Source organism: Acetobacter sp. AAB5, assembly GCF_050106715.1.
Taxonomy (GTDB): Bacteria; Pseudomonadota; Alphaproteobacteria; order Acetobacterales; family Acetobacteraceae; genus Acetobacter; species Acetobacter oryzifermentans.
This window is the reverse complement of record NZ_JBNIEW010000010.1, coordinates 17,216-41,679: the sequence shown is the minus strand read 5'-3', so window position 1 is coordinate 41,679 and position 24,464 is coordinate 17,216. Positions and strand designations below refer to the sequence as shown.

18 protein-coding genes and 1 pseudogene are annotated in these 24,464 nt (G+C 48.4%); 10 read left to right on the top strand and 9 right to left on the bottom strand.

Features of this window, described 5'->3' with window-relative positions; all coding sequences use genetic code 11:
- Positions 1-102 precede the first annotated feature (102 nt).
- The 3 genes from ACP7IZ_RS10225 (at position 103) to ACP7IZ_RS10215 (ending at position 5,148) form a co-directional block, all read left to right on the top strand.
- On the top strand, positions 103-2,379 hold the full coding sequence (locus tag ACP7IZ_RS10225) for a TonB-dependent receptor (RefSeq protein WP_426849021.1): 2,277 nt from the start codon (positions 103-105) through the stop codon (positions 2,377-2,379).
- 295 nt (positions 2,380-2,674) lie between these two features.
- On the top strand, positions 2,675-3,196 hold the full coding sequence (locus ACP7IZ_RS10220) for a DUF4142 domain-containing protein (RefSeq protein WP_426849096.1): 522 nt from the start codon (positions 2,675-2,677) through the stop codon (positions 3,194-3,196).
- 344 nt (positions 3,197-3,540) lie between these two features.
- Complete coding sequence (locus tag ACP7IZ_RS10215; protein WP_426849020.1) at positions 3,541-5,148, top strand: B12-binding domain-containing radical SAM protein; 1,608 nt, start codon at positions 3,541-3,543, stop codon at positions 5,146-5,148.
- Between the two features lie 159 nt (positions 5,149-5,307).
- Here the strand turns inward: ACP7IZ_RS10215 and ACP7IZ_RS10210 are convergent, their stop codons facing one another.
- Positions 5,308-7,668, bottom strand: coding sequence for a TonB-dependent receptor (locus ACP7IZ_RS10210; protein WP_426849018.1), 2,361 nt, complete (start codon positions 7,666-7,668; stop codon positions 5,308-5,310).
- Between the two features lie 300 nt (positions 7,669-7,968).
- On the opposite strand from ACP7IZ_RS10210, the gene ACP7IZ_RS10205 reads away from it, so the two are divergent.
- From ACP7IZ_RS10205 to ACP7IZ_RS10190, 4 genes are all read left to right on the top strand, one after another.
- Positions 7,969-8,559, top strand: coding sequence for a PadR family transcriptional regulator (locus tag ACP7IZ_RS10205; protein WP_426849016.1), 591 nt, complete (start codon positions 7,969-7,971; stop codon positions 8,557-8,559).
- Between the two features lie 24 nt (positions 8,560-8,583).
- A complete protein-coding gene (locus ACP7IZ_RS10200) occupies positions 8,584-9,207 on the top strand; it encodes an O-methyltransferase (RefSeq protein WP_426849095.1) in 624 nt (207 codons plus the stop codon).
- A 29-nt stretch (positions 9,208-9,236) separates the two neighbouring features.
- On the top strand, positions 9,237-10,016 hold the full coding sequence (locus ACP7IZ_RS10195; RefSeq protein ID WP_426849015.1) for a siderophore-interacting protein: 780 nt from the start codon (positions 9,237-9,239) through the stop codon (positions 10,014-10,016).
- Positions 10,017-10,169: 153 nt separating this feature from the next.
- Positions 10,170-11,678: an MDR family MFS transporter gene (locus ACP7IZ_RS10190; RefSeq protein WP_426849014.1), complete on the top strand. Its 1,509-nt coding sequence runs from the start codon at positions 10,170-10,172 to the stop codon at positions 11,676-11,678.
- A gap of 51 nt (positions 11,679-11,729) precedes the next feature.
- On the opposite strand, the pseudogene ACP7IZ_RS10185 reads toward ACP7IZ_RS10190, so the two are convergent.
- Positions 11,730-13,378: pseudogene (locus ACP7IZ_RS10185) on the bottom strand (tannase/feruloyl esterase family alpha/beta hydrolase).
- A 161-nt stretch (positions 13,379-13,539) separates the two neighbouring features.
- Between ACP7IZ_RS10185 and ACP7IZ_RS10180 the strand changes: the two are divergent.
- Positions 13,540-14,736: a DUF3500 domain-containing protein gene (locus ACP7IZ_RS10180; RefSeq protein ID WP_426849012.1), complete on the top strand. Its 1,197-nt coding sequence runs from the start codon at positions 13,540-13,542 to the stop codon at positions 14,734-14,736.
- Between the two features lie 23 nt (positions 14,737-14,759).
- The gene (locus ACP7IZ_RS10175) at positions 14,760-15,278 is read left to right on the top strand and encodes a hypothetical protein (RefSeq protein WP_426849094.1); all 519 of its coding nucleotides are present in this window, start codon (positions 14,760-14,762) and stop codon (positions 15,276-15,278) included.
- 165 nt (positions 15,279-15,443) lie between these two features.
- Here ACP7IZ_RS10175 and ACP7IZ_RS10170 read toward each other — a convergent pair whose 3' ends face one another.
- Genes ACP7IZ_RS10170 through ACP7IZ_RS10155 form a run of 4 tightly spaced genes read right to left on the bottom strand, consistent with a single transcriptional unit; the run spans position 15,444 to position 20,237 of the window.
- A complete protein-coding gene (locus ACP7IZ_RS10170) occupies positions 15,444-17,933 on the bottom strand; it encodes a phosphocholine-specific phospholipase C (RefSeq protein ID WP_426849011.1) in 2,490 nt (829 codons plus the stop codon).
- A gap of 30 nt (positions 17,934-17,963) precedes the next feature.
- Positions 17,964-19,094 carry a purine nucleoside permease gene (locus ACP7IZ_RS10165; protein WP_426849009.1) on the bottom strand — a complete coding sequence of 377 codons (1,131 nt, stop codon included), beginning with the start codon at positions 19,092-19,094 and terminating at the stop codon, positions 17,964-17,966.
- 1 nt (position 19,095) lies between these two features.
- On the bottom strand, positions 19,096-19,431 hold the full coding sequence (locus ACP7IZ_RS10160; protein ID WP_426849007.1) for a hypothetical protein: 336 nt from the start codon (positions 19,429-19,431) through the stop codon (positions 19,096-19,098).
- Positions 19,432-19,466: 35 nt separating this feature from the next.
- The gene (locus tag ACP7IZ_RS10155; RefSeq protein ID WP_426849006.1) at positions 19,467-20,237 is read right to left on the bottom strand and encodes an acid phosphatase; all 771 of its coding nucleotides are present in this window, start codon (positions 20,235-20,237) and stop codon (positions 19,467-19,469) included.
- Positions 20,238-20,382: 145 nt separating this feature from the next.
- Between ACP7IZ_RS10155 and ACP7IZ_RS10150 the strand changes: the two genes are divergently transcribed.
- The gene (locus ACP7IZ_RS10150) at positions 20,383-21,477 is read left to right on the top strand and encodes an NAD(P)H-dependent flavin oxidoreductase (RefSeq protein WP_426849005.1); all 1,095 of its coding nucleotides are present in this window, start codon (positions 20,383-20,385) and stop codon (positions 21,475-21,477) included.
- Here the strand turns inward: ACP7IZ_RS10150 and ACP7IZ_RS10145 are convergent.
- The 3 genes from ACP7IZ_RS10145 to ACP7IZ_RS10135 are packed head-to-tail and all read right to left on the bottom strand — an operon-like array spanning position 21,472 to position 24,456.
- Positions 21,472-22,452 (bottom strand): ABC transporter ATP-binding protein, encoded by a 981-nt coding sequence (locus tag ACP7IZ_RS10145; protein ID WP_426849004.1) that lies wholly within the window; start codon positions 22,450-22,452, stop codon positions 21,472-21,474. The genes ACP7IZ_RS10150 and ACP7IZ_RS10145 overlap by 6 nt on opposite strands.
- On the bottom strand, positions 22,449-23,492 hold the full coding sequence (locus ACP7IZ_RS10140) for an ABC transporter ATP-binding protein (RefSeq protein ID WP_426849003.1): 1,044 nt from the start codon (positions 23,490-23,492) through the stop codon (positions 22,449-22,451). Before ACP7IZ_RS10140 ends, ACP7IZ_RS10145 begins: the two co-directional genes overlap by 4 nt.
- Complete coding sequence (locus tag ACP7IZ_RS10135; protein ID WP_426849002.1) at positions 23,482-24,456, bottom strand: ABC transporter permease; 975 nt, start codon at positions 24,454-24,456, stop codon at positions 23,482-23,484. Before ACP7IZ_RS10135 ends, ACP7IZ_RS10140 begins: the two co-directional genes overlap by 11 nt.
- Between the last annotated feature and the right edge of the window lie 8 nt (positions 24,457-24,464).

Here is a 24,464-nt window from a genome sequence, read left to right as displayed (position 1 = left end):
GTCTTGCGGAGGACCCAATGGAAACTCATAGGAGTACGTACTTGCAATTTATTCTTAGTTGCTAGATAAGGCGCTGGCCATTCCCATGCAGTGAGCCTTGCCATGAGTTTTCGTGTGTTTTGTTTGAATACGCTTTGTGTTTCCAGCTTGCTTGCAGGCATTGCAGAAGGCGTTTTTTTTCCTGGTTATGTGCAGGCAGAAGATATCAAGCCGTCACATAAGCCAGTGCATGCTCCTCTTTCGGATACAAAGCAGCCAAGAGCAGGCCAGACGAAAAAAACGATACAGGGGCAAAACAAGCAAACAACAGATACGGTTGCAGCCAAGCAGGAAGATCTGGTTGTTAAAGCATCGCGCAGCAACCGTATGTATGTGACGAATGGAGGAGATCTGGGGGCTTTAGGGCATAAAAAGGGCTTAGATGTTCCGTTTAATATACGAAGCTATAATTCCAGCCTTATCTTGAACCAGCAGTCTCAAACGCTTGGTGATGTTTTGCTGAATGACCCAACGGTTCGCACAACTATGGGGTATGGCAATTACGCCCAGCTTTTCCAGATACGTGGTTTTACCCTGTATGGCGATGATATTGCGATTGATGGCTTGTATGGCGTTACACCGCGCCAGCTTGTTTCCCCTCAGCTTTATGATTCAGTACAGGTTCTCAATGGCGCTAGTGCGTTTTTGAACGGTGCGGCGCCGGGTGGTTCTGCCATTGGCGGGAATGTAAATCTTATTCCCAAACGTGCGGCATCTACCGATATCACCCGCGTTACAGGTGATTATACAAGTAGCGGGCAGGGCGGTGGCGCTTTTGATTTAAGCCGTCGGTTTGGCAAAGATCGTGCCTATGGTTTTCGCTTCAATGCCGCCGGCATGGATGGTGAAACACCTATCAAAGGAGAACGGCATGATGACATTGCCCTTGGCGGCTCCTTTGATTGGCATAATGATGATACGCGCATCAATATGAACATGAACTACCAGAAACAGCAGGTTTTTGGTGGGCGTAGCGCTATTATTGTTTCCAGCCTTGCAACAGATATGCCCACACCAAAGGCCACCTCTCCCTCCAAAAACTGGGGGCAGCGCTGGGCTTACACAGATCTCTCCTATCTGTTTGGCACGCTGAATATTGAACATGACTTTGGCGAGCACATTACCACCTACGCAAAGTTTGGTGCCCAAAGTGGAAACGAAATGGGTAATTACGCCACAACCACACTAAGCAATTCTCGTACAGGGGATGGCTCTGTGGGGGCTATGGCGGATGCTTATAATGTTATGAACGAGGCAACGCAGGCTGGGGTGCGTGCTCATGTAAATACAGGCTTTATCAAGCATGAAATCAATGCGGGTGGTTCTGCAATCTGGGAAGAATCAGACGCAGCTTATGCTATGAGTTTGGTAGGGGAGTCCGGGAATATTTATCACCCAACCCAGTTTACACCGAATGAAACGTTTGCCGGAGGCAATTTGCGCAACCCAGGGCGCGTTTCATGGAACAAACTCTATAGCTTGTTTTTGTCTGATACGATGACATTCTGGCATGACCGTATCGCGTTGACAGGTGGCTTCCGTTATCAGGATATTCTATCAGATTCCTATAATTACGGGAGTGGAAGTCTGCTTTCGCATTATAACGCTTCAGCTTTTTCGCCTGTTATCGGCCTTGTAGTGCACCCGGTTAAGAATGTTGCGTTGTATTTCAACCGTATTCAGGGGCTTTCTGCGGGCACCACTGTTGGTTCTACCTATGTAAATGCAGGGCAAACCTTTGCGCCGTATCAGAGCACGCAGTACGAGGTTGGCGCCAAGTACGACGTGGGGCGTTTTTCTGCCGGTGTCGCATTTTTCCAGACATCCATGCCGTATGGTATGACAGAACCTTACGGAGATACGGGTGAATCTATCTATACCCAAAGCGGCAAGCAGAGAAACCGGGGTATGGAACTGACATTTAATGGAGAAATCCTGCGCGGGTTGCGGTTTAACGGGGGCCTTACGCTGATTGATGCCAAACAGGTACATACAGCCGGAGGTGAATATAATGGCAAGACCGTTATTGGTGTTCCAAACTATACAATTAACGGAAATCTGGAATACGATGTGCCCTTCGTAAAAGGGTTAACGCTTGTTGGCCGTGTTGTTAGTACTGGCAAGCAGCAGTTCAATAACGTCAATTCAGCCCATCTGCCTGCATGGTCTCGGTTTGATCTGGGGGCGCGTTATACCTTCTTGGTCCATAACAAGCCCCTTACGGCACGGTTTGAAGTCGATAACGTTGGAAACCAACGGTATTGGGCCTCTGTTTATCAGAGCGATCTGGTTATGGGGGATCCGCAAACATTTAAGTTTTCCGTAAGCGCTGATCTCTGATAACGGCAGATGAGAAAATAATACCGTTTGGTTGCCGGATGTTGCTCAATAGACAGTGTAGCATCCGGCTTTATTTATGGGTAAATTTGATTCGTTACTGCATGGGCCGTAACTTTTTTTCTAGTGAAGGAAGTTCCCGAATTTTTAAAAGTTTTTTGTAAATAAAAATTATTCAATAGCAAAATTGTTCTTTGATTGCGTGAAACCTTTAGTAAAGGGTGCCGTTCAACACATTGCGCACTTTGCGGATTTATCTTTTTTCAAGAAAATTACCGCTTTCAAAAGGACAATACTAATGAAAAAGATGTACTTTCTTGTTGCGGCTTTGTGTGTTGCTGCGCCAGCGTTTGCTGAATCTTTGCCAGAACGAACCGGCATAAATTCTGCAATGGGTATAGCCCCTAAAACGGATGATTTTATTCAAGGTGCTGTATGGAGCGATCTTTTCGAGATTCAATCCAGCCAACAGGCACTTTCAGAACCTTCGCTTAAAGATTTTGCGTCTAAAATGATAGAAGATCATCATAAGACATCAGCAGAACTGAAGCAGATTGTAAGTGATAACAACATAAACAATACGTTGCCGGTTGACGTTGATGAATCAAGCCAAAAAAAGCTTGATACGCTCCACGGCCTTCATGGTGAAAGCTTTGTACGGCAGTATCGGGAAGATCAGATAACGGCGCATGAAAATGCTCTCTCACTTTTCCAGCGTTATGCAAAAAATGGGGATAATCCTGCCTTGAAAAAGTGGGCCGCAAGCACTGTGCCAACGCTTGAAGAACACCTGAGGCTGGCAAAGAACTTGCCTCAGTAAGTTTATATTTTTATGTGAGTTGTAGAGTGCAAGCGTTCTGGCAGGAAATTTCATACCGAGGTGATAAGCGCCTTGGTATGTCTTTTTCTTCTAGGATAGTGATTGATTTGCAATACATGCGTTCTTGAGCGTATAAGCAGCATTCACTCAGATGAAAGGTCATGAAATGACCTTTTGCTGGCCCTTGCTACCCCCAGCTCTCAGATACGACGCCCATATGGAAGGTGTCCAGAGCATTCACCCTCCATAGGAAACCAAGCCCTGCAGGGGGCTGCGCGCCGTCGAAGAGAGCGAGATATCGTCCGCTTTGATTGTGATCAGCTGTTCAATCAAAGGATATCTCCGTGACGACCGATAGCTGCAAGGTCTTGATGATCTTTCCGCTTTTTAATGCCAGTTCGTTCTGGAATTACAAAGAGGCCTGTGATCTGGCTGGGGCACGTTATCCGGCGGCTCCGCTTGGTTTGATTACGGTTGCAGCGTTGCTTCCCAAACACTGGGAGGTCAAGCTGGTGAACCGGAACACCGAGCTTCTGACGGATGAGGATTTCGCTTGGGCCGATATGGTGATGACCGGCGGAATGCTTCCCCAAAGAAATGACGCCCTGCGCATTATAGAAATGTGCCGCGCCAGCAACAAGCCTGTGGTGGTTGGTGGGCCGGATGTGACATCCAGCCCAGATTTGTATAGTGCGGCAAATTTTCAGGTTCTGGGTGAAGCTGAAGAAATCATGATTGATTTCATAACAGCTTGGCGGAGGGGAGACACGCAGGGCGTCTTTAAGGCCCCTATGGGGAAAACGGACGTTACAAAAAGCCCTTTGCCGCGTTTTGATCTGTTAAAGCTGGATCAGTATCTGCATGTAGGTATTCAGTTTTCACGCGGATGTCCGTTTAGCTGCGAGTTCTGCGATATTATTGAACTATATGGCCGTGTGCCGCGGACCAAAACAAACGCGCAGGTTATTGCAGAGCTGGATGCATTGTATGCTCTTGGTTATCGGGGGCATGTAGATTTTGTTGATGATAATCTGATTGGTAATAAAAAAGCGCTTAAGAAGTTTTTGCCGGATTTGAAACTCTGGCAGAATAAAAAGAAATTTCCATTTGAGTTTTCCACCGAAGCATCCATCAACCTTGCAGATGATACGGATTTGCTGCGCAGTCTGGCAGAAACAAATTTCTTTGCTGTATTCATCGGGATTGAAAGCCCGGATACAGATACGCTGGTGATGACGCAGAAAAAGCAGAATACACGGCGCAGCCTGCAAGAAAGTATTACCAAAATTCATGAGGCCGGTATTTTTGTAAACGCTGGCTTTATTGTTGGCTTTGATAGCGAAAAAAGCAGTGTTGCCGCAGGGATGGTAGAGTGTATCGAAGATACTTCCATTCCGGTTTGCATGGTTGGGTTACTTTATGCCCTGCCAACAACACAGCTTACGCGTCGCCTGCTAGCCGAGGGCCGCTTGTTTTCTGGGGGCGAGCAGACGCAATCTGGAGATCAGTGCACAGCGGGACTGAATTTTGAAACAAACCGTCCGCGCCGCGATGTGTTGAATGATTACAGAACCGTTCTGGCAGAAATTTACAATCCTGTTGCATATTTTGGTCGTGTTCGCCGGATGGGCCGGATGCTTAAGCGTGAGCGCGCCCATAAAATGATACGGGGTGATTTACGCAGCTTTGTACGTTTGCTTTTCCGTATTCATCGTGCCGGTCCAGGAACAGCCAAACAATTCTGGCGTATGATGATTGATTGTGGTCTGCATAACCCAAAGGCAATACCTTACGTGGTTATGACCAGTGCACTCTATTTACATCTCGGCCCATTTTCACGGCAGGTAGTGCGTGAAATTGATAGGGAAATTAAGGATGTAGACGAAGGGCGCTGGCATGCTCCACCAGTGCAGGTTCCGCCAACGGCTGCGGCAGAACTTTTGCCTGCATAACTTAAAAAGGTCTCATAAGGCAGGTGTTTAGGTGTGTCTTTTAGAGCATCACGCTGTGTGTTCTGCTGTATCAAACTATTGGGCGTTCTATAGTGGCTCTGTGCACTGCTTTTAAGAAGCAGAACACAGAACCGCTTAGTATCCTGATAATGTGCGAAATTAAAAATCAGCAGAAAGGGTGGCAGTTACCACAAATGGGGAACCAATAACGTAAGTAGGCTGTGAGCCAGAAAGGCTTTTGCCCGTAAGCACACCATGCTGTGTTTTGGCGTTTGTTGTATAGCCATACATTGAAGACAGATAATGGTTGTCCCCAAGGTTAACGAGGTTCAGCTTGATTTTAGGAGAGACGTGGCCAATTTGCGGCAAGCGCCTGCCAAAGCCAAGGTTGGCCGTAACGTAACCGGGAATACTCTGATCGTTCATAAGCGTGGCGTATTGGGCGCCAGTATATTGCAGCGTAAAGTTGCCAAACCATTTGCCATCATTATAGGTCAGGCCCAGAGAACCAGAAAATTGTGGCGCACCAACTTCCTGCTTGCCTTTGGTTGCAAGATAATCTCCTGCATAGGCAATATTGTTTCCATTTTTAGTGTGCATATACTGGCCAGATGCGTAAGCGCTTACATTGTGCCAGGGGCGCGTAGCAAGTTCTGCCTGAATACCGTAGGCTTCCAGACCGCCAGCGTTGATTAACTGTGAAATTGTTGATGTTGATCCCGGTTGATAGCTTATGGCCGAAACCTGATGGTTCGTTACGTTATAATGAAAGCCTGCAAGGTTAGCCATAAAGAGGCCGCTATAGCGATACCCTATTTCTTCCGTAATCATATATTCTGGCTTGTAATCGGACATCGGGAGCGATGTCGCCTTGCCAGTGTTATAGCTGTAGGATGCAAGCTGTGAGCTTAACCCCGCAGGAAGGTGGTAACCAGTTGTGCCGTTAACATAGATCTGATGGTTGGGGTTGAAGCGGTAATTGATAAGCACCTGAGGGGAGGGAACAAACACATTTTTAATGGATTTGCTTGCCGTCACGCCCGGTAGGTCCTGAGTGTATTGGCGGTTTGCCATCACCATTCTAATACCGCCATCAATAGTCAGGCGGTCATGCAGGAACGACATTTTGTCGTCCACAGCAAAGCTATTCAACTGCTGTAAGGCGTTTTCATTATCTTGGTTAATAAGCAGTCCGCCGTTAGCTGTAAGGGGAGCGCCATTGGAGTTCCAATGCCCACTGCCATTTACAGGATAAAACTTCTGGGTGGCGGCTTCCTGAGCGTAAGAATACCAATAGGTAAAGTTAAGTGTATTGAATTTATGCTTCCAATGTCCGGTAAGGGTTAAGCCGGAAGAAATTGTATACCAATCTGAAACTTCAACAGACGTTAATTTGCTAACTGATGGGTCATATCCAGGCAGGTTTTTATAATCGTCAAGATGTGCGTATTTTTCCGCGCCTGCATAACCATTGGCGACAGGCACGGTTTCGCCGTAATAATAAGGTCCATGAAATTCAACAGAATAGGCTTGCGCGTCTAAACTTAAACCGTGCCCAAAGCTGAAATGGTTTTTTAATGTGCCGTAAATAGCTCCGGTATTTTTGCCGTTCAGCCCAACGTAGTGTGTATCACCATTGTAGTACTGGTTGTTCAGGCCATATTTGGTGCCGTAGGTTTTCCAATTCGCCAAGGATGGATAAAGCCATTCACCTTGTGCGGCATCTGTAAAACCAAAAATAGCTTCTGAATGGCTACCGGGAGCCCAGCTTTTTGTAAGTGCTGCATCTACGTGCCACTTGCGAATGTCACCAGCACCACGCCACATATCACTGCGGGCATAGGAACCAGAAACAAAGCCCCGCACGCCGGAGTGTCCGATTTCTCCGGTATCGTAGCGGATAAAGTCTTTGTTCGTGCCGTAGGAGCCGCCAGAGGCCGCAACATGCACATTCTGGCGGTCCATCGGGTGGCGTAATGATGCAGAAACTTCAGCCCCCGTTGCGTTGTAGGTGGGGGAATTAATATCCACCGAGCCCTGCATCACATTCACCTGGCCCATATTCTCACTATCAACGAGAGAAGGGGTGTAGGTGCTGTATGTAAAGGGGTTGGCTGCTGGCATGCCTTCAAGCGTGACACCAATTTCTGCTTGCGCCATCCCGCGAATATGAATGGTGGAAAAGGAGGTTGTAAGAGGCCCTTCACTGGCAGAAACCACGCCAGGCACTGTTTGGATCAGTGATTCGATTGTGGAGGTGGGAGACTGCATCTCGATATAGCTATGGGAAAGTGAGCTTATCGTTTTGGCAGATGTGTGTTTCACCATCATACCGCCGCCTGCTGTTTTGCGCGAGACGACGTCGACGTTCTCATCCTTGGCTTTCGGCAATTTAGCCGTTTTTTTTGCAGCAAGGGGAGCGTGGTTTTTGTGCTTATCCGGGTTGCTGCTCGCTTTGGCTATGGTTGTGGTGTTTTGAGCAAATATACAAACTGTGCTCAGGATCAGGAACTTTTTCATTGCGGTGTCTCATCTCCCCATAAGGCGCCGCAACCTATCTGACTTTTTATGGGTTTTTGAGGACTATTTTAAAAATTCATTTATATTAAATAGAGTATTCATAAAACATTCACGCATCATGTGAAAAACGGGGATTCTGCATATATGGCAAAATATCGATTGCTTGTGTTTTGCCGCATTTGTGTGCCTGCGCACGTGCACCTGTTGCTTTTGTGAAGAGGGTAGGGAGCAAAATAGAGCCCTAAGAAATATATCTAGATATATCTTGACATACGATATATCGGAACTTATATCGGAATTATGAAACACAGAAACAAACACGCAGGCGGTCGTAACCGCCAGGTATTCTCCCCTGAAGGAACAGCAGGTTCTGGAGGGAAACATCGCCATCAACATGGTCGGGGTGGAGGCCGACGGGGTGGCCGTAGCAGGCTTTTTGATTATGGCGAAATCCGTTTGCTGGTTCTTAAGTTGATTTCGGAAAAACCAACTTACGGTTATGAACTTATCAAGGATATCGAAGAAAAATTTGGGGGAAGTTATACCCCAAGCCCCGGTGTTATTTATCCAACACTCACTTGGCTGGAAGAAGCAGGATATGTTCGCCCAGATGAAGGCGAAAGCCGTAAAAACTACCAGATAACACCAGAGGGTGAGGCGTTTTTGTCTGCCAATCAGGCGGGGCTAGAGGAAATCCTCTCTCGTGCAGCAGCAGCGGAACCCGAAGGAAGAGGTGGGCGTAAGAATATTCCTATGCCTGTAATGCGCGCCATGGAAAACCTGAAAATTGCGTTGCGTCTTCGGTTACGTAACGGTGGGCTTGATCCGGCGGCAGAAGAAAAAATTGCAGCACTTCTAGATGAAGCTGCACGTGGTGTTGGGCAAGTTTAAATCTGTAAGACAATAAGAGGGAAGATAATCATGGATGATAAAATTCAGACAGTTCTCAACCTCTATCATGAACGTATACAGCAAGAACGTAGCCAGCCGCGTATTGAGGCTCCTGGTGGGCGTGATGGAGGGCATGATCAGCGCATGCGTTCCATCGGGCCAGAAACAGGGCAACTGTTGAATATTCTAGCCAAGAGCCTGAAAAACCCAACTATTCTGGAACTCGGCACATCCTTCGGATATTCTGGCATCTGGCTTGCCGAAGCTGCCCGCGCTGCTGACGGTAAGCTGATTACAATGGAACTGCATGATTATAAATCTGCTTATGCTCAGAAAATGGCACAGCAAGCAGGCTTGGCGAATTGGATAGATTTTCGCGTAGGTGATGCCGTGCAGATGATTGATGAGCTGGATGAAAAAGTAGATTTTGTTTTTGTTGATCTCTGGAAAGATCTTTATGTGCCTTGCTTAAAGGCATTTTACCCACGCCTTAACCCCGGTGCAATTATTGTGGCTGATAATATGATCCGGCCCGGCACAGAAGATGTAAAACGCTATGGGCAGGCCATACGTGCATTGCCCGGTATTTCCAGCGTTTTGCTACCTGTCGGGACAGGCATAGAAGTAAGCCGTTTAGAAACAGAATAAAACTCCGGGCAAGCAATAGGATAAAATAAATGACAACCCAGAATGCTGTTTCTGGTGCTTGCGATGTGCCAGAAATCCATCGTGTGCGGCATGAATTGCATCGCCGCTCTTTAGAAGTTGTAAAGGTAGAGCGGCTGACACCGCATATGATAAGGGTAACTCTTGCAGGCTCGGATCTAGAGGGTTTTGTAAGTGCCTCTCCGGATGATCATATCAAAATATCCATTCCTGGCTTGGATGGCGCGCCCGTTCGTCGGGATTACACTCCGCGCAAATATGATCCAGCAGCAGGTACGCTGGTGCTGGATTTTGTGAATCACGAAGGTGGACCTGCTGCTGCATGGGCACGGGCTGCAAAAGTTGGTGATCACCTAGATATTGGTGGCCCAAAAGGCTCTCAGATTATTTCTGGCAATATCGCGCACTGGTTACTGATTGGGGATGAAACCGCCTTGCCAGCCATTGGCCGTAGGGTGGAGGAGCTTTCCGCTCAAAGCCATGTGACAACAATTGTTGCTGTGTCAGGGCAAGAAGACGAGCAGATATTCGAAACATCTGCGCAGCATACAGCGCATTGGGTCCATCGCCCTTTAGATAAAGCTGATGATGCACAAGGTATTGTGTCTGTTCTATCCGGCATGGATATTCCAGAACGCACATTTATCTGGGTTGGGGCGGAAGCTCGTGTTGCAAAAACAGTGCGCCAATATTTGCTTGAAAAACGCGGTATTGCAACACAATGGATCAAGGCATCTGGCTATTGGGTGCAAGGGCAGGCAGATGCATCTGTTAAGGATGTGAGTGCATAATAAAGAGACCAAAACATAATGCAGTAGGTATTGGTACTGCTTATGTTACCAGCCGCACAATGGCTGCATGCTTGAACAGGTTTTACATTGCGGGCTGCTCATAATACCTGTTTTCCCCACGTATGATTTATTTTGATAGTACAGGAACGTTACGTGCAGTCACCCTCTGCGGCGGAAACCTCATCTGCCTATTCTCCAACCACGCGTATCCTTGTGTTCATCGGTCTTATCATGACCATGATTATGGGGGCGCTTGATCAGAGCATTGTTTCAACGGCTCTGCCTACCATTGTCAGCGATCTTGGTGGCTTGGCGCGTATGTCGTGGGTGGTTACGGCGTTTATGCTAACCTCCACCATTGCAACACCCATGTATGGCAAGCTGTCTGATATGTTTGGCAGGCGCCCATTGCTGGCATTTAGCATTGGGGCTTTTCTGTTTGCATCGCTTCTATGCGGTATTGCGCAAAATATGTGGCAGCTTATTTTGTTCAGAGGCTTGCAAGGTGTTGGGGCCGGTGGGCTGATGACCCTGTCGCAAACGGTTATTGGCGATATGGTAACGCCCCAACAACGTGGCCGCTACCAAGGGCTTTTTACCGGTGCATTTGCTGTAAGCAGTGTTACGGGCCCATTTTTAGGTGGTGTGCTAACAAGTGCACTTTCATGGCGATGGGTGTTTCTTGTAAACCTGCCCATTGGGTTGCTGGCTTTTGCGTTAATTATGTTCAGCCTGCCTGCAGGGCAATCTGAAGCAAAACCTCGGATTGATTATCTGGGTGCTGGGTTGCTGAGTATTGCAACTGCAGGCTTTCTGCTTCTGTTCAATTCAGTGGGCACATCTCTTGCTTGGACATCCCCGTTAACTTTCCTGCTATTTGGTTTGAGCCTTGCAGTTTTTTGTTTGTTTATCCGGCAGGAGAGGCAGGCCCCAGAACCGCTTGTAAATCTTGGGCTGCTGCGTATCGCCAATTTTTCTGTTTGCGTTGCCGCAACGGGCATTATGTCTTTTGCCATGATGGGGTCACTGGTTTTTCTGCCTTTATACTATCAGCTTGTTCTGGGGCAATCGCCAGCTACCTCTGGCCTGATGATGCTGCCGCAAGTTGGCACTATGCTTGTCAGTTCCGTATTGGGCGGGTTTGTTTCTTCCAAAACGCAGCGTTACGAGCTTTTGCTTGCAATAGGCGTGGGTATTGAATTTTCAGCACTCAGTCTGATTGCATATTGTGCGCATCATGGCGCACCACCTCTGTTTTTTCTTATAAGTCTTGGCTGTCTGGGGGTAGGCATGGGTATTGGTATGCCTAATGCTACCGTTATTATTCAGAATTCGGTGCCGAGTAATGCGCTGGGCATTGCTACGGCCATGATGTCCTTTATCCGTTCATTGGGGGGATCTTTGGGGGTGGCGCTGTCTGGAGGGGTTATGGCGCTTACGCTGCAAAATCGGCTGCAAACCATGGCAGACAAGATTGATATTTCTGCGTTTCTCGAAAAAGGTATGGTGGCCATTCAAGCTCTTTCTCCAGACATGCATGTACGGGTGACTGAAGCGTATAAGGGGGCAATCAGTGCCAGCCTGAGCGTAAGCAGTAGCTTTATGCTCTTGGCTTTTTTAATGATTGTTGGGCTGATGATACGCAAAGTAAAATCAAGCTAGAAAGCGTGATCAACAAACAGAAAGGCCCGGAATACACCGGGCCTTTTATGCTTATTTACTCTGGTTATCCGGCATAACGCAGGTAAAACTGCTAGCGTTATCCATGTTGCCATGCCCATCATACCGGGCGACTTTTGGCCACGCGCAGAGGGGGCGGGTACGCACAATTTTGCCATTGCTCACGCGGGAGGCCACAAGTGTTTCTGGTGCTTGCTTGTTGCTCACCCAGTTATCAATGGCACCAAGTTTACTGAACGTGTCGCATCCTGCACCACCATAGCAATGGCCCATGCCGGGGATGGTAATGAGCCTGATATCATTCTGATATTCTGGCCCGGCATTATGCTGGACAGACTGGTAATAACCAGCCAACTGTTCGGGATTATGGCCATCATTCCAGCCGATATACATCAGCAAGCGGCCACCATGCTGGAAGAAGGGGGTGAGGTTATCATCAACATGCAAAAGCGGACCAATTTTGCGTGTGGCTTCCTCTATATCGGTATCCCATTTCAGGGTTGTCCAATCCCAATTTGGGTTCTGGAAAGCAGCGTATTTAAAGAGATCCAGCGCAACAGGAAAAGCTTTGCCATCGGCAGAAAAGCCATCTTCGCTTCCTTTTGCTGGTCCGGGAAAAATCACCTCATGTGTTTGCGGGTTTATCGGGCCCTGATAGATGTTTTTAGCGGCTTGAACTTCGTTTGCCGTCAGGCAGGACGAAGTATCATTCCCTTTGCACAAAAGCTGATCTGGCGTGAATGTGCATTTATCTGGCTCATCCAGAAAGCCTTGTTTTTTGCCAACAGGTGAGGCGCAGGCATTCATAACTGCTGTGTTTAACAAGCGGAATTTATCGCGTGATACGCGCAAAGCCGGGTTATGATAACTCATCCAGCCCGCCCAGAGTTGCTCGGCATTAAAGTTTACAATCGGGTTGGGGGGCGCACCAGCAACAATACCATCGTAATCTTCTGGGTATCTCTTTGCTTCAATCAGACCTTCAAGGCCGCCAAGTGAGCAGCCTATCCAGTAGGCATGGCTGGCAGGTTTTTTGTAAAATGCTTCAATCAGCGCTTTGGCCGTTGTGGTCATCAAATGATCAGCGCGATAAGCATAATCAATCAGTTTTTCGGGATGGTTGAGCGTAAAGCGCCCACCTTGGCCTTCTGGGGTGGAGCTGTCATGCCCGGTATCGGTGCTGGCCACGGCGTAACCTTCTGCTACACCCGTAGCCATACCGTAATACATGAGAGAGCCAGCCCAGCCAAAATTGCCAACCCCCAGTAATTTACCGTTCCAGCCTTTGAGAGGCAGCCAGACTTCTGTGCGGATATGTGAATCAGCAGAGGGGCGCAAGGTAATGGCTACGCGGCAGAAAGCGGGGGTGGGGGGCTGTGTTGGATGCCCGGCCACATTCATTCCTGGAGCGGACATAATGCGGCTGAGTTGATCTTGCGGTGGCTGCCATTTGCCGGCTTGCACAACTTCAACAGTGGTGAATGTGGTATCTGGTAGAGCCTGATGCGCAAGTTCTGCGCAGTCTGTGGCATGAGCCATGTGTGGAAGCATCAGCGCAGCTAAGGTGGCTCCTGTTATACAAAGGGGAAAACGGCGCGGAAGTGCCGCCAACAACGCGGAGAGTGGTTGCGGATAAGGCATAAGAAAACCTGCAGAAAAGTGACACAATAATATGGTGCCATGCGCCGGACTGCTTTTTAAAGCGGCGCTCGCGTGGCGATAAATGGCATTTTGGGCAGGAAGAGAGGAAAAAGGAAACCCTATTGTGCCAAAAGTATGCTCCATGCAGTGTTGATGGGAAACGGTAGTTAAATCTGGCCAAAAGGGACAAAGCAGAAAAATTATGCGAAAAATTTTTGGTATAGTTGGTGGATTATTAAGCGTGATGCCTGCTGTGGCAGAAACTTCCGCACCTCATACATCTCCTGCTTTGGTGCGTATGGATGAAAATGCCACAGCACAGCAGACACATGCCGTAGTTCTTGCTGCACAGTCTTTTCTATCTACTTTAGATGCGCATAGACGCGCCACAGTGGAATTGCCTTTTGTTGTACAGAAGTCTGCCACGCTTGCACGTTTTCGGCGGAGTGCTCCAGATCAGCCTGTTCAACCCGTAACAGATGCGCAAGCACGCCAACCAACGGTGCGGGGGCCGGGTATGGGGCCGCCCGGTGGCTTTGTTGGCGAACGCTATGGAGCATCAGTATGGTCCAACTTTCCTGTAAGTGATGTGCTGCGCCCCGGTTTGCAAATGGGGCAGTTAACACCTGCCCAGCATACAGCCGCATTGCATTTGTTACAGACGGTTCTGAGCCCTAAAGGCTATCAGAAAGTACAGGATATTATGGGGGCCGATCAGACCTTGGCTGATAGCGGAACCCCTTTTGCTTCTGGCAAGGCGGTTTACACCATAGCTATTTTTGGTGATCCATCAGAAACAAAACCTTGGATGATCCAGTTTGGTGGGCATCATCTTGGTTTGAATATTGTTATTGATGGTGAACATGGGGTGATGACACCCACCTTAACGGGCGCGCAGCCAGCCGTTTATACAACCAACGGCAAAGTGGTGCGTGTGCTGGCAGGAGAGAATGACCGCGCTTTTGCCCTGCTGAATGCGCTGGATGCAAAGCAGCGCCAGCAAGCAATTTTACCCTACAAGGTGGAAGATCTGGTGCAGGGGCCGGGCCATGATGGTGAAACTATTGTTCCTGAAGGGATAAAAGGGACAGCCCTTACAAGTGCACAAAAAGAATTGTTGATGGCAGTCATTACTGAGTGGGCGGGTATTATTAATGACACCTATTCTGCACCGCGCCTGGCGGAAATAAGGGAAGGACTGAATGATACCTGGTTTGCCTGGAGCGGCCCAACCACGCATGCTCCTGAGCGCAACGGGTCATCCTACTATCGTATTCAGGGGCCACGGTTGCTGATTGAGTTTTCACCACAAGGGGTGGGGGATGATCCAACCATGCATGTGCACACGGTATATCGTGATCCTACCAATAGTTATGGCAACCGGTATACCGCACAGTGAGACCAAAAATAGCCTTCTTGCTTATGCTGGCTGGGCTAACAGCTTCTGTGGCTTCAGCATGGGCGCATCGTTTGGATGAATATTTGCAGGCAACACTTATTGATGTCTCGCGGCAAGAGATTGATGTTGTTTTACGCCTTACGCCAGGTGTGGATCTGGCATCTCAAGTTCTACGCCAAATTGATGCGGATGGAGATGGTAGCTTCTCTGCTCAGGAACAGCAGCAGTATGCTCAACATGTCGTAAGTCGGTTGTCTTTAATGCTAGATCATGCGTTTCTGCCTATCAAACTGAAGAACTATGTGTTTCCTAGCGCTTTAGAACTGCGGACAGGAAATGGCACGATACGTTTGCAGCTTAGGGCGCGGGCCATTCTTGCACCTGGTAAGCATCAGTTGAGATATAATAATCAAGGCGCTGGGCCAGATACTGTCTATTTGGTGAATGTACTGCTGCCGCATGATTCATCTGTTCATATACAAAGCCAAAAACGCTCATCCAATCAGGCCGTTTATGATCTGGATTTCACTGTTGATCAGTAAATTGCGCGAATAAGAAGGTCTATATTCACGGGAAGATGAATTTATAAGAATTCGAAATTTGTATGAATATCAAATACATTATTGTGTTTTTAATATACCGGGCGTTTACATAAATCAGCATGCAAACGCCCGGTGTTTTATCCTATATAAAATAATAACCTGTATTTACTTTATAAGGCCCATTTCTGGGTCTGTAATGCTATGGTGCCCATTATCGAGATGGCCAGCAAAAACATAAGAAAATTCAGGTTCTTTGGGTGCTGTCAGTGTTAAATTATACCACATGCTGGATTGAGCAAGAGCTATAACCTGCTTGACATTGCCTTGGGCAGGAATGTGCAGGACATGTAAAGATGCGTGCCCTGGTACATTGCAGTGAATTTCCAATGTATCATGGCCCATGTTTTTTAGGCAAAGCAGCATGCTTTCCTTGTTCGAAGGCATATATTTACATTCAGCTAAAAGCTTTATGCCATGCTTGCGCCCAGTAAATTTGCGGTAGAAGCCATTGGGTGCGTGAACAGATACATCGTAAATATTGTTTTCAGATAAACGGCTATCAACATTTACATTTATGTTATCTCCGGCAGCTACAGCATAGGTGCTGGATCGCATACCGCCATCTTGCTGCATGTTGTGGGTGTACACATTAAAAGGGGCACCAGATGAAAGGTGCTTGTGCACCTTTGTACCTGCTTGCAGATGCAGGGATATGGTTTGTCCATCTGCGCTTAGGCCGCCATCACAATACAGTTCATAGGGTATGGCGCAGGCTGGCCGTGTGCCTGGTTCCTGTTTTACATAGCGTTGTAGCTGGAGGGGATCATTTTTCAGCAGCGTAATGTCTGCTTCTTCAAGAGATTTAAATCCACTGGGCATAGGCCGGTAGCGTGCATCTTCGATAATTTCCAGATGTTTATCTCTTTCAATAAATGGAAGCTGTGGGACCGTGCCATCATAAGGGCGGAAGCATGATGTTAAATCCCCACTAATGGCACGGCGCCATGGAGAAATATTTGTTTCGGTAACCTTTTTACCAAACTTACCTTCAATAAACTTTTCAAGAAACTGAAGCGTAGAGCTATGCTCGAACAGCTGAGAATTCACCCAGCCCCCACGGCTCCACGGAGATGCAATAATCATGGGAACCCGAAAGCCCAGACCAATGGGGCCACTACGTGCTAATGCAGGAGGCACGCCCATAACTTCTTCATCTTTAGCGTAAGTATATTCCAGACCATCAGGCCCTATGCTGGCGGAGGATTTGCCTGTTTCCGGGCGTTTAGGGTCTGGTGCCGTGAAGGAGCAGCAATGGTCAAAGTAGCCGTCATTTTCATCGTAAGTCATGATGAAAATGGTTTTTTTCCAGATTTCCGGATTTTCGGTAAGAATATCCATAACTTCTGATACAAACCATGCACCATACCAAGGTGAGGCTGGGTGATCAGAAAAATGTTCCGGTGCAGCTAACCATGAAACAGTGGGGAGCTTGCCGTTCTGTACATCCTTGCGGAACTGGTAGAGGACATCTCCCTTGGGGACATCCATATGGCGTGTGTTGGAGCCATCTGAAAAAGTGAGTGTTTCAAGTGTCCGGTAATTTTTGTCTGCTTTGTTTGTTACAAAAGCGCGTTCAAACAGGCTGCGTTCTGCCGGAGTAAGCTGTTCTACTGTTTTTGTAGCAGTATCGCGGCGGCGTTTTAGAACAGCCAGCAAGGCATTGGCTTCAGCTAATTGTTCCTGATGTTTTTCTGAAACAAGTCTTTCTTCGGCCTGAAGTTTTTCAATATGTTTGGAGCAGGCTTTTATACGCTCATCTACCCATTCATGAAATCTGGGGTTTGCAGATGTATTGTAGTTTTCAAAGCATTCTAAAATATTCAGTGCAAAGTTGGAAAGCCAGGCGCGTTCTTTTTCATCCAGACCGCCAACCTGATCGGTTTCATTTTGATATACTTTCCATGAAATGCCAATCTGTTCCAATCTTTCAGGAAAGGTTGTCCATGTTAGGCCAGATTTAAGAATTTCCGGATTGCGCATATAAACTGTGGAATCAGTGCTTTGTTTATCACGCACAGTACCTGTCCAGAACACCAAACGGTTCGGGCAAGTGCTTGTCATCACACCGCAGTAATTTTGGTCACAAACCGTAAAAGCATCTGCCAATGCATAATAAAACGGGAGGTCTTCTCGTGTATAATATCCCATAGTCATGGGATAATGTTCGTATTTCTTGTAATGTGACTTTTTAACGTCCACCCATCGATCATGATGCCCGTTGTTCCACGCATCAACCTGGCTTTCTCGTGAATGAGGGATAGAGCCCATCCATGTAATGCGTGTATCATGAATATTCAGGCGCCAAGGCACGTAGGTTTGCCCTTCTGTGCTGGATTGCACAAATACCGGGTTACCGTTGGGCTGGCGTATGGCGCGTGGGTCATTAAACCCACGCACACCTTGTAATGTACCATATAAATGATCGAACGAACGGTTTTCCTGCATCAGGACAACAATATGTTCTGCATCCTGATATGTCGTTCCCGGATCTGGGGAAATAGCAAATGCGCGGCTAATGGCAGAAGGCAACATGCCAGCAGAACCCGCCGCCCCGGAAAGGAACGCATATTTCAGAAAATTACGACGTGTCGTCATGTTTCGATCCTGTCAGATACGTAAAAACGTCTAATGAGAGGGAATGGTATTTTCGTAATGGTTCCAGTGTGTTGCAATTTCTTTTACAACCACACTTCCTGCCTGATACGCAGCATCCAGAGCAGGTAGAAAACCAGAAAAACCAGATTCTTCAGTTTCGGCCTTAAGCAGGTTTGCTGCCGTCTGTCCGGGTGGAGGCATGTCAAAATTGCTGCCAGCGCGTAAAACAAGAATACGGTTCATATCAACACGGCCAGCGCGTGCTTGCAGGGACAGAGCCTGAAGCATGCCAATTTCTTCTTCTGCCGTTGTTGCAAAAGTGCCTTGGTTCTCTGTCCAATATTTCACCCAGCGTTCTGCCCAAGCATTCATTCGCTTGCCAACCCAAAAGGTTTCAGATGCCAAGGTGTCTCCTACCATGACATGCGGCGAGATTTGCGCTTGTGGGTATCTCTTGTATCGGCGGCGATTGGCTTGCAGGGCAGGCGTATCTGTTAAGGGCAATGAGCGCGTAAGTTGATATGCCCATGTCACCAAATTGGGGTTGAGCGTATAAACCATATCACCCCACTGAGAATGCAGGGCCGGAAGAGGGTGAATATTTGAAGCAGCCCCTTGAATGGGCACGAGTTCATCTTGCCAGTTTTTGGGCATTTCACGGGCATCAATCATATGGGCCAAGCCGCCATTCACGGCGTATCGTGCCCATACGGCAGATCCAGCAGAACCAAAGTTTGGATTTATGCCACCAATACCAGCCAGAATAAAATAGGCTTTTCGCAGATCAAACCTCGGGTCAAGCACAAGGCCTGTCATGGCGGAGGCCATATGTTCTGGGCCTTCTCCTGCTACAATTCCCAAAACCTGAAGGTTGGGATTATAGCGCATAACGCCATGATCTGTCGCAGGGGCAGAAATTTCTTGATTCAGAGGCAGTTTTTCCACCCAGTTCTGAAATTCACCGGGCGTATCACCTGTATCCTGGCCGAGTTCAAAAGTGGTTACAACAACCACTCTAACCGGAATTTTTTGTTCTTCTGCCTGTGCCGGTAAAATTGTTCCCAGAAAAGAAGCAAGCAGAGAACACGCAAACCCAGCAGAAACTACGGAACGGATATGGTTTTTATTGAACCATTGAGTGTGAGGAACAGAGTTTTGCATTTTAAAGGATAACCTTTGTTGGGATGGAGCTTATTGTCCGATTTATAGTATCCCAATTTGGCCGTAAAAAATGCGCAGGGTGGTTATTCTGTTCCCAAGCAGTGCTTGTAAATGATGAGGCGTGAGGAAAATTGGCAAGCTTTTCAGGGTTCAGGTCAAAGCAGTTTGCAAGTTTGGTGCATTCATATGCTACCAGATCGGATAGGCGAGAGCCCCACAAGCCATGCAAACCGATAAGCGGTGCCGGTGCTTTAAAAGTGGTTGGCAAGGCCTGTTGTGCGTAACCTACCAGCGTAAACAACCGCAGGGCAGGCAACGCAGATAACCGGCAACTCATGAATATCCAGACCCCAGAATCAGAAATATCAATTATTAAAAAATATCTTGCGCGGCTTGCTGCTCTACCGCGCAAGTTTTTGTGTCTGGTTCTGTTTTAGCATTACGCAAGGCAAGGAGTTCCTGACGAACTTTTGCCATTTGCTGGGTAAAAGCGGGCTGTTCCTGAAGTGTTGCAAACATGGCGCTTCCGTTCATATAGCCAGCTTGTACGTCGCTTTTCCAATGCACGCCGCAAACAATACGGCTTTCACCAAATATACGGCCGCGTTGCATGATTTGCGTTGCACGATCTGGCAGAGCGCTGGCAAGAATGGATGCCGTAAGCCACCCCCAAGTTGTATGGCCAGATGGGTAGGCATAGCTATGATCAAGCCCATCCGAATGCGCTGTGCAGATGTCTTTATTTGTTCCGACAAAAGGCCTGCGCCGTTTCCAGAAGTCTTTTTCGTTTGAAACATCTTGCTCTACGGGCTGCGCAAGCGATGTAAGAAGATTGACCATTGCGGGAAGTTTGGCTGGATCCAGATTAAATCCGGCAGCGCATGAAAAATCCTTGATAACATGGTCTGGGTTCAGGTTGGCGTCATTCTGGGCCAATTTCCAGCGCGCCTTATCTTTCAGCCCCCGTGTTTTTTCAAAAGCCCGTAAGTCTGCCTGTTGTGCGGGTTCTTCAGCCTGCGGAGGAGGCGGCAGAAATGCACGCCCATCAGGCAGGGTAAACTGTTGTGCCTGTGCGGTATATCCAAAAAAGGTGTGCGCTAAGGAAAGACTTACGGCATAAAAAACGGCGTTACGAAAACGCATAGTGACTTATTCCCACATCAATCGTCATACTGGCGTATAATTTACCTGCATTTCACATTTATAACTGTGACGATTGCATGAAGATCGTGGAGAATGGGCTTTGTAAATAAAGTGCTAAACAACAAAAACATAGAAAGGCCAGCACATGCTGCACCATACATTGGCCGAAACGTTAGAGCTTGCCTTGCCAGTTATTCAGGCTCCTATGGCTGGCATAAGTAATGCTGAAATGGTTATTGCTGCCAGTAATGCAGGTTTTTTAGGCTCTCTTGGTGCTGGCATGATGTCTCCAGAGGAAATTGAGGCTTCTCTTCACCAGATTAAATCTGAAACAACATCAGCTTTTAACGTTAACCTTTTTATTATTGATCATCTGCCCCGTTATCATCCTGCCCCGCAAGATACTCTGTTTTTGCGTCATATTTATGAAAAACTGGAATTGGATTTTACATTACCCAATCAATATGCTCCATCATTTCAGGAACAGTTTGAAGTTCTGCTTCACGCCAAACCGCCAGTTGCAAGTTTTACGTTTGGTATTCTTACACAGGAACAGGTTTCCAGGCTGCATGCTCAAGGTATTTTTGTGTGTGGTACAGCTACAACCAGTGCAGAGGCGCGCGCATGGGCAGATGTTGGGGCCGATGCTGTGTGTGCTCAAGGTATAGAAGCAGGCGGGCACCGCGGAAGCTTTCTCTCTGATGGAGGAAATGGCGTAGGATTGCTTCCTCTTGTCAGAGAAATTGTAAAGGATATCTCAATTCCAGTTATTGCTGCTGGAGGTATCATGGATGGGGAAGGCATAGTAGCGGCTATAAGCTTGGGTGCAGAAGCCGTGCAAATGGGCACAGCATTTCTGGGTTGTTCAGATACAGCGTTGGCCCCAGCATACAGAAAAGCACTTGCACAGCATTTGCCAGCCGAAAGCACCGTATTGACTCATGTTTTTTCAGGCAGGTTGGCGCGCGGCATACGTAATCAATTTATTGAAGAATATGGAAGCTCCCAGCCGTTTCCTTATCCTGTCCAGAATGCCTTAACCCAAGCGTTACGTAAGAAGGCTGCGCGAGATGGAAACGCTGAGAACATGTCTTTGTGGGCAGGGCAGGGGCTGAGACTGATACGAGATAATTCTTTCAAAGAAATGGCGCATATTTTGCAGGATGAAATACGTTTAGCAGTGGAAAAGGTAAACATAGCTTTATCTGTTGCAATGCGCTGTGGCCGCAGCGGGTCATAACGGAAAATGGCAGGCCACTTCATGCCCATCGTTATGGATGGGGCGTAAAGCTGGATCTTCCTGCTTGCAGCGTGTTTGCACGTAGGGGCAGCGTGTATGAAAACGGCAACCACTCGGGCGGTTAATGGGGCTGGGAACATCCCCTTGCAAAGGCACAGGACGTGCTAGCCCTGTAACAGGCCGCGGGATGGCAGCGGTAAGGGCAGCTGTATAGGGGTGGGCGGGGGTGTGTAGAACGCTATCGGTATCACCAATTTCTACAATGCGGCCCAGATACATGACAGCTACCCGGTTTGATATCTGGCGCACAACAGCCAGATCATGCGCTACAAATATGTAGGTAAGGCCCAGTTGTTTTTGTAAATCAGCAAACAGATTGATGATTTGGGCCTGAACAGAAACATCCAGGGCAGAAACAGGCTCATCCGCAATAATCAATTGAGGGGACAGAGCTAATGCACGTGCAATGTTAATACGTTGGCGTTGCCCGCCAGAAAATTCATGTGGATATCGTGCCAGTGCTGTAATGGGCAGGCTGACAAGTTCCATCAGTTCGTGTAAGCGCGCCGTAATTTCGGCAGAGGAACGCTTGCGGCCTTGGGCATTAGGATGAACCTTAAGAGGTTCGGCTAGCAAGTCTCCTATTCTTCGGCGCGGGTTTAGACTGGCGTAGGAATCCTGAAAAACCATCTGCATACGCTGGCGTAAGGGGCGCAGGGTGCGTTCAGACAGATGCGTGATATCACGCCCTTCAAATACAATCTGGCCACTTGTAACAGGCGTCAGTTTGAGCAGACAACGCCCTAGGGATGATTTTCCGCACCCAGATTCACCCACAACGCCCAGCACTTCCCCCGGCATAACGGAAAAGGAAACACCATCTACAGCCTTGAGTTCCTGCCCGCGGGGAAGGCGGTATGTTTTGTACAGATCGCGCACATCCAAAATGGGTGAGGGGGCTTTAGGCGCTTTCATGACCGGAGGTGCTCCTGTGCAAGTGCATCACTCAGGCGTGGTGGCAAAGGTTTTCCTTCTTGCGGGAGAACGCAAGCGGCAAAATGGTTCGGCCCTGTTTGAACGTAAGGCGGCAATGCTATCGTGCAGGCTGTATGTGCGTATTGGCAACGTGGTGAAAAAGCACATCCTGCCGGGCGGTTTTGCGGAAGCGGAGGGGAGCCAGCAATGGCTGGCAAACGTAATGGTCTAGGCCCATCCAATGGTGGAATGGAAGCCAGAAGCCCGGCTGTATATGGGTGAGCGGGGGATGCAAATAGGGCAGATGTTGGCCCATATTCTGCAACACGGCCAGAATAGAGCACCATGGTGTTATCGCAGGTTTCTGCCACCACACCCATATCATGCGTAATCAGTAAAACGGATGAGTGGTGCGTATCTCGCAAGCTGCGTATCAGCTCCAGTATCTGTGCCTGTACGGTTACATCCAATGCGGTTGTGGGTTCGTCTGCAATCAGGAGAGATGGGTTGCATGAAAGGGCCATGGCAATCATGGCGCGCTGGCGCAAGCCCCCAGACAGTTGGTGTGGATAGCGGTTGGCTGTGCGTTCTGGGTCTGGCACACCCATATCACCCAACAGTTTCACTGTGCGGGTGCGGGCTTGTTTGCGCGAAACACGTTCATGGGCCCGTATTTGCTCATCAATTTGCCAGCCTATTGTGTACACAGGTGTAAAGGCTGTCATAGGGTCCTGAAAGATCATGGCAATTTCTTTGCCACGTAGGCGCCGTAGCTTTTTTGGCGGCATTCCTATCAGTTCCTGCCCCCGGAAGCAGACAGACCCCGTTACCTGCACGCCGGGAACATCAATCAGCCCCATAAGCGCTAAAGCCGTGACGGATTTACCTGATCCAGATTCACCCACCAGCCCCAGAATGTCTTGATGGTTTAGGGCGAAGGAAACGCCATCTACAATCGGGATCATCTTCCCCCGGGCCGGAAAACTTACCCGTAGGTCTCGCACATCCAGCAGGGCGTGGGGGGGTATGTTAGCGGGCATCGCGCACTCGCGGGTCAAGCAGAAGGTAGATCATATCAACCGCCGCATTTGCCAGCACAACAAATACGGCAGAATACATAACGGTGGCCATGATAAGGGGCAGATCCAGATTGGTAAGGGCCTGATAGGTGAGGCGACCAACTCCAGGCAGGCCGAAAACCACTTCGGTCAACAAAGCCCCCCCTCCGACCAACTGAGCAAAATCCATACCGAACAGAGATACAAAGGTAACCATAGCCGTGCGCAGTCCGTGCCGGATAAGAATACGAGAAGGAGAAAGCCCTTTGGCGCGGGCCGTGCGTATAAAATCTTCTCCAGATAGCGCAACAAGGTCTGCCCGCAGCACGCGGCTATAAACACCAATAAACAAAACGGCCAACACAACCCATGGAATAACCAAGGCTTTGAACCAACCCCAAGGGTTTTGTGTAAGCGGCACATAGCCCAGAGCCGGTACCCATGAAAAAAGCCAGGTATCATGATAGCGGTTCTGTGTAATAAGATTGGCGACCTGCCCAAGCCAGAAAACGGGTATGGAAATGCCAATTAACCCCAGCATCATCAGCGTGCGGTCAATCCATGAACCTTTAAGGGCGGCAGCCAGCGTGCCCATGGCAATGGAAACGACAACCCAGATAATGGCCGCACCACACACTAAGGAAACTGTAACTGGAGCCGCGCGTGCAATTTCGGGCACCACCAGTTCGCCTCTATCTGCGTAAGAGGCCAGATCTTGTGTGATGAACAGCTTTTTCATCATGATGGCATATTGAACGGGTAAGGGACGATCAAACCCGTATTCCTGCCGCACTTTCTGCATGGTCTGAGGCGATGCGTTTTTGCCAGCAATCCGAGCTGTAGGGTCTGCGCCCGGTGTGGCAAAAAATACAGCAAACACTAATGCGGAAATACCAAACAGCACGAAAACTGTTTGTCCCACTCGGCGGAGGGCGGCCATCAACATGCAGTGGG

What these genes read in the sequence shown, in the direction of transcription:
- ACP7IZ_RS10140 (WP_426849003.1), bottom strand. Translation starts at nt 23,492, where the DNA reads ATGCCCGCTAACATACCCCCCCACGCCCTGCTGGATGTGCGAGACCTA.
- ACP7IZ_RS10225 (WP_426849021.1), top strand. Translation starts at nt 103, where the DNA reads ATGAGTTTTCGTGTGTTTTGTTTGAATACGCTTTGTGTTTCCAGCTTG.
- ACP7IZ_RS10195 (WP_426849015.1), top strand. Translation starts at nt 9,237, where the DNA reads ATGACAACCCAGAATGCTGTTTCTGGTGCTTGCGATGTGCCAGAAATC.
- ACP7IZ_RS10175 (WP_426849094.1), top strand. Translation starts at nt 14,760, where the DNA reads ATGCTGGCTGGGCTAACAGCTTCTGTGGCTTCAGCATGGGCGCATCGT.
- ACP7IZ_RS10205 (WP_426849016.1), top strand. Translation starts at nt 7,969, where the DNA reads ATGAAACACAGAAACAAACACGCAGGCGGTCGTAACCGCCAGGTATTC.
- ACP7IZ_RS10160 (WP_426849007.1), bottom strand. Translation starts at nt 19,431, where the DNA reads ATGAGTTGCCGGTTATCTGCGTTGCCTGCCCTGCGGTTGTTTACGCTG.
- ACP7IZ_RS10220 (WP_426849096.1), top strand. Translation starts at nt 2,675, where the DNA reads ATGAAAAAGATGTACTTTCTTGTTGCGGCTTTGTGTGTTGCTGCGCCA.
- ACP7IZ_RS10135 (WP_426849002.1), bottom strand. Translation starts at nt 24,456, where the DNA reads ATGTTGATGGCCGCCCTCCGCCGAGTGGGACAAACAGTTTTCGTGCTG.
- ACP7IZ_RS10165 (WP_426849009.1), bottom strand. Translation starts at nt 19,094, where the DNA reads ATGCAAAACTCTGTTCCTCACACTCAATGGTTCAATAAAAACCATATC.
- ACP7IZ_RS10180 (WP_426849012.1), top strand. Translation starts at nt 13,540, where the DNA reads ATGCGAAAAATTTTTGGTATAGTTGGTGGATTATTAAGCGTGATGCCT.
- ACP7IZ_RS10210 (WP_426849018.1), bottom strand. Translation starts at nt 7,668, where the DNA reads ATGAAAAAGTTCCTGATCCTGAGCACAGTTTGTATATTTGCTCAAAAC.
- ACP7IZ_RS10155 (WP_426849006.1), bottom strand. Translation starts at nt 20,237, where the DNA reads ATGCGTTTTCGTAACGCCGTTTTTTATGCCGTAAGTCTTTCCTTAGCG.
- ACP7IZ_RS10170 (WP_426849011.1), bottom strand. Translation starts at nt 17,933, where the DNA reads ATGACGACACGTCGTAATTTTCTGAAATATGCGTTCCTTTCCGGGGCG.
- ACP7IZ_RS10145 (WP_426849004.1), bottom strand. Translation starts at nt 22,452, where the DNA reads ATGAAAGCGCCTAAAGCCCCCTCACCCATTTTGGATGTGCGCGATCTG.
- ACP7IZ_RS10150 (WP_426849005.1), top strand. Translation starts at nt 20,383, where the DNA reads ATGCTGCACCATACATTGGCCGAAACGTTAGAGCTTGCCTTGCCAGTT.